The sequence below is a fragment of the Polaromonas sp. UBA4122 genome, assembly GCA_002381615.1.
Taxonomy (GTDB): domain Bacteria; phylum Pseudomonadota; class Gammaproteobacteria; order Burkholderiales; family Burkholderiaceae_C; genus Polaromonas.
Genome location: DFWY01000156.1, coordinates 9,075 through 13,567 on the forward strand (window position 1 = coordinate 9,075; position 4,493 = coordinate 13,567).

Below are 4,493 nucleotides of genomic sequence, written 5' to 3' on the forward strand. Positions count from 1 at the left end.
TTGTGGGCTCGGAGATGTGTATAAGAGACAGCACGCAGGCAAAGCGCTGCGCCACCAGACGGCGCGGATAAACGGCCACCAGCGGATACGCGTGGCGGGTGCTGGCCAGCGTCATGCTGCCCAGACGCCGGGCAAAGCGGCGGGCCATTTCATGACCGAAGGGCTCAGCGTCCAGTATCAGCAGCGGATCAATCTCGTGGCTGGGCAGCGTGAGCACGACGGACGAGCGGTGCGCGCCGCTGACTGGGTCGTCATTCATGGGCAGCAGGGCAAGGGTCTGGCCGTAGCCAAACCATTCCCAGGCGACGTGGTGGTGCGGTGCGTCGTGCGTCATCACGCTCACCAGCATGCTGCGGCCGAAATCATGCATGTCGGCCGCGATGCCCATGGCGCGTCGCGTTGCGGAAAAGCGGCTGTCGGCGGCGACCAGCAGGCTCGCGTGCAGCGTGCTGCCGCTGGCCAGGCTCACATGGGCACCCTGCGTATCGGTGCGCACACCGGCCACCTGTTCGCCCGTGAGCAACGTGATGTCGTGGTGGGTCTGCTGTGCCCCCTGCACGGTTTCGAAGGCGGCTCGGCGAATCAGGTGGTTGGACACCAGCCAGCCCAGCTCGCTGTACTTGCCCAGGCTATGGCCGATCACCATTGCGAATGGCGACGGGCCATTGAGCACCCGCGCATCGCGCAGGGGCGACAGGGCATATGGGTCGCGGGCCTCGATACGTTCCCACAGGCCGAGCGTGCGCATGAGTTGCGCCGAGTGCTGGGTGAGCGCAATCTCGCGCCCATCGAAAGCGGGTTGTTCGATGGCGGCCAGCGCTTGCTGCTCTACCAACGCTATGCGCAGGCCGTGCCCCGAAAGTGCACGCGCCAGGCACAGCCCGGCCGGACCAGCGCCCGAGACGAGGATGTCAAAGTTCATGCCGGACAGCGTAGCATCGCAGGGTCAGTCGCATATTGATGGGGGTCAAAACCCTGCGGGATATGGCCCCCGCGCTTGCCACTGCTTGTGCTGCGCGAGCCCTTGCAGGCCGCGGCTCGCGAGACGCTTCGCCTCTGTCGCCTGTCAAAACCTGCTCAAGCAGGCTACAGCCCCTCGGTGGCTAATTTTCCTTGGGGCGGCCAGTCGGCGCTCGCCATGCAACGCCCGCCCGAAGGACAAACCTACTTCCCTACTTCTCCAGATACCACTGGATGATGTACTTGGCGACAAAGCCCACCATGCCGAAGGCCAGGCCGAGAAAAATGACGAAGGTGCCGAACTTGCCAGCCTTGGACTCCCACGCCAGGTGGCCGATGATGAACAGCATGTAGAGCATGAAGCCGCCCACACCGAACGTCAGCCCGAAGGCCGCGATCTGTTCTTCCGAGTAGCCAAACATCAGGCGGCCCCTTCGGGAGGCAGTCGTTCTGGCAGCGCACTGGCATCCACCAGGTCACGGTAAGCGTGCCAGCTGGCGTGACCAAGCAGGGGCAGCACAAAGACCAGTCCGATCAGGAGCGTGGCCAGGCCCAACAGTGTCAGGCCCATGATCAGTGCGGCCCACAGGGCCAGCGGCAGGGGATTGGTCAGCACCGTCTGCCAGCTGGCCAGCACGGCCTGCAGCACATTGACGCGGCGGTCCAGCAGCAGGGGCATGGCAATCACGGTGGAGGCAAATAGGGGCGCCGCCATGAGCCCCCCCATGGTAAGCCAGAGTTCAAACAGGTAACGGTGGGGCGCCAGCACGACATGGCGCAGAAAGTCCTGGGGGGTGTTGACGGGCAGCGGCGCCATCAGCGTGATGAGCGCGGCCGAGGTCAGTACCCAGCCAGTGCCGGCCAGTGCCAGCAGCAAGCCGAAGCGCACCAGGCACCAGTAGCCGCCGCTCACTGCATAGCGCGAGTATTGCCAGCGGGTCCATGTCTTGATGACGAGCTGCAAGTTGACGGCCTCGCCCCGTTCGAGTGCGCGGCTGATGGCGTACAGGCTGGTGGCCAGCACCGGGGCCACCACCAGAAAGCCGGATAACGCACCCGCCAGCAGCCAGAAACGGTCGCGCGCGAGCAGCATCAGCAGGGCCCCGAAGGCAGCTACCGCCAGACCGTGCGCGAGGCTCAGCCAACCGCCGCGCAGCATGTCCTGCGCGCCCCACACCAGCCAGCGCAGAGGCTGGGCCAGACCAATGGTGCGGATGACAGGCAGCGTCAGAGGGCCATCGGTCAGCGACGGTGTGGGAGGAGAATTTTTAAAGTGGGGCACCATGGACACAAGCTTAACCGCGGCGCATGCCGCAGGCTTACTATGTAGCAAGCCTGCGAATGGAGTGGGTCGTCCCGCACCCTGACCAAGCGTCGAGGTGTCCATCTTGAGCTTCGTCAAAGACGATGCCCGAGCCTGGGCGCATCATTAACTTCGTTCGATGAAAGAGTTGACCAAATGAACAAGCAACAAGCCATTCCTTACCGACAACAGTTGCTGCGCATGCGCTCGGCCCTGCTCGCACAGGTTGCCGAGCAGCGCGGAGGGGTGATTAGCCGTGCGGAAGCCGCTGCAGATCACTTTGCGCAAGCTGAGGATTCACGCGCACAAGTGACGACCGAGCGCGAACTGGAGTTGGCCATTGGCGAGCGCGAGACGGCGGAACTAGCCGCGATCGACACCGCACTGGCCCGCATCGAGGCGGGCACCTACGGCGAGTGCACTGACTGTGGCGTGGACATCGCTGCTGCGAGGCTGCATGCGAGCCCCGAAGTGACGCGCTGCATCCACTGCCAGGAGAAGGTGGAACACCTCCGTTCTGCCTGAGCCTTCCGCTTTCCAGTGTTGGTGTATTCCTGAGTGGACAAGCCCGGGAGGGCTGGTTAGGCTGCTGGCTGACATTGACCATCCTTCCCCTCTCTCTTCAAGCCACGCTTCATGACGTCGTCCACGCCTCCTGCCGATTCCAACCCGCCCGCTGCTTCTGCCGATCAAGCCGTTGACGCGCTTCCCGTCATGGCCGCGCCTTATGTGCCGCCGCTGCCCACTGGCCCGCAGGCGCTGATGGTTCCGCTGGGGCTGGGGGCTCCCTTTCGCTGGCTGGCACAAGGGTGGCGCGACCTGACGGCACACATCGGCATCGGCATCTTCTATGGCTTGTGCTTCTGGGTCATGGCCATCACGCTGGCTGCGGTGTTTCGCTCCAAGCCTGAATACACGCTATCGATTGCCTCCGGCTGTCTGCTGGTGGGCCCGTTTCTGGCCATGGGCCTGTACGAGGTGAGCCACCGCCGAGAACAGGGCGTCACGCCCGATCTCGGTGCCTCGCTGACCTGCTGGGACTCGCACATCCGCAGCATGGGCATGCTGGTGCTGGTGCTCATCGTGCTGGAGCTGCTCTGGGGCCGCGTCTCGCTGGTGGTTTTTGCGGTATTCTTCAACACCGGCATGCCGTCCACCACGGGGGTGATCAAGGCGGTGTTCAACCCCGACAACTGGGAGTTTTTGATGGTGTACCTGGCCGTGGGCGGGGTGTTCGCCACGCTGGTTTTTTCCACCGTCGTGGTGTCCATCCCCATGATCCTGGACCGCGACACAGACGCCATCTCGGCCGCCATCACCAGCATCCGCGTGGTGTTCGCCAACCCCGGTGTAATGCTGCTGTGGGGTGTGCTGATCACCGCACTCGTCGTGGTGGCGCTGCTGCCATGGGGCCTGGGCCTGATCCTGATCGGCCCACTGCTCGGGCATGCGAGCTGGCACGCCTACCGCGGTGCGGTGCGCTGGCAGGAAGCTGTGGCGGAGCAAGACGGAAAATTGATCCCCACTAACCACTGAATCAAGAAGATCGCCAGCGGTCCGTGCCACGGACGCGGTGCTATCTGGCGGTGGCGGGTGCCTTGCATGGCAATGAGGATCCATCAGTAATGCGGCGGCAACTCTTCGCCTGATCGGCTAAACACGTCGGCTCCCCCGTCCGGGATCTGCTGTCGAAGCTGGGCGAGCTCGCGAATCAGCATGTCGATTTGCTGCTGTTGGCGGACGATGATCTGGTTAAGTTGATCCACCAGGTCTTCGGTGAAGCTGGCCTTGATCTCCAAATCGGTCAGGCGCTGTTCAATGTCTTGCGGATATTCCATACCCCTATTGGACACGAATTTAGGGCGCTGATGGTGCGTTAAAGGCGTTGGAGACCGGTCTTGACTCTCAGGCGCGGAGAGGATTATTTTTGCGCGCTGGCTGGCTAACTGGCCCGGCAGGCGGCTTTCCCGAGGTAGTGACCTCTCTATGGCGGACCGTCCGCATTTGGCCGTATCGGCCTGATGCGCTCTTCTCGCTGATCAGCCCGTTGCTGCCCGCCCAGGAACAAGGCCCCCAGACCGCGCCAGGGCGGCTCCATCGGGCGCGTCCAACTGCCGTTTCAAGGTTAAACGACGGCGCCGAACAGCGCACCCACACCCGCAGTGATCGCCATCGCGAGCGCCCCCCAGAAGGTGACCCGCCACGCGCCCGCCAGCACGCCAGCGCCACC

Annotated in this window: 6 protein-coding genes; 2 read left to right on the top strand and 4 right to left on the bottom strand. The window is 63.8% G+C overall.

Going from position 1 to position 4,493, the window contains the following annotated elements:
• The 3 genes from B3F77_RS18470 to B3F77_RS18480 form a co-directional block, all read right to left on the bottom strand.
• Positions 1-922: FAD-dependent monooxygenase (locus tag B3F77_RS18470; RefSeq protein WP_293606366.1), on the bottom strand; the 922-nt coding region annotated here is incomplete at its 3' end.
• A gap of 250 nt (positions 923-1,172) precedes the next feature.
• Positions 1,173-1,382: a DUF2788 domain-containing protein gene (locus B3F77_RS18475; protein ID WP_293606367.1), complete on the bottom strand. Its 210-nt coding sequence runs from the start codon at positions 1,380-1,382 to the stop codon at positions 1,173-1,175.
• On the bottom strand, positions 1,382-2,245 hold the full coding sequence (locus tag B3F77_RS18480; RefSeq protein ID WP_293606368.1) for a DUF2189 domain-containing protein: 864 nt from the start codon (positions 2,243-2,245) through the stop codon (positions 1,382-1,384). The genes B3F77_RS18475 and B3F77_RS18480 overlap by 1 nt, the downstream gene beginning before the upstream one ends.
• Before the next feature lie 174 nt (positions 2,246-2,419).
• Between B3F77_RS18480 and B3F77_RS18485 the strand changes: the two genes are divergently transcribed.
• A complete protein-coding gene (locus B3F77_RS18485) occupies positions 2,420-2,788 on the top strand; it encodes a TraR/DksA family transcriptional regulator (protein ID WP_293606369.1) in 369 nt (122 codons plus the stop codon).
• A gap of 111 nt (positions 2,789-2,899) precedes the next feature.
• Positions 2,900-3,799 (top strand): DUF2189 domain-containing protein, encoded by a 900-nt coding sequence (locus B3F77_RS18490; protein WP_293606370.1) that lies wholly within the window; start codon positions 2,900-2,902, stop codon positions 3,797-3,799.
• 83 nt (positions 3,800-3,882) lie between these two features.
• On the opposite strand, the gene B3F77_RS18495 is transcribed toward B3F77_RS18490, so the two are convergent.
• Positions 3,883-4,101, bottom strand: a complete 219-nt coding sequence (locus B3F77_RS18495) for a SlyX family protein (protein ID WP_293606371.1) — start codon at positions 4,099-4,101, stop codon at positions 3,883-3,885.
• Positions 4,102-4,493 lie beyond the last annotated feature (392 nt).

What these genes read in the sequence shown, in the direction of transcription:
- B3F77_RS18490 (WP_293606370.1), top strand. Translation starts at nt 2,900, where the DNA reads ATGACGTCGTCCACGCCTCCTGCCGATTCCAACCCGCCCGCTGCTTCT.
- B3F77_RS18485 (WP_293606369.1), top strand. Translation starts at nt 2,420, where the DNA reads ATGAACAAGCAACAAGCCATTCCTTACCGACAACAGTTGCTGCGCATG.
- B3F77_RS18495 (WP_293606371.1), bottom strand. Translation starts at nt 4,101, where the DNA reads ATGGAATATCCGCAAGACATTGAACAGCGCCTGACCGATTTGGAGATC.
- B3F77_RS18475 (WP_293606367.1), bottom strand. Translation starts at nt 1,382, where the DNA reads ATGTTTGGCTACTCGGAAGAACAGATCGCGGCCTTCGGGCTGACGTTC.
- B3F77_RS18480 (WP_293606368.1), bottom strand. Translation starts at nt 2,245, where the DNA reads ATGGTGCCCCACTTTAAAAATTCTCCTCCCACACCGTCGCTGACCGAT.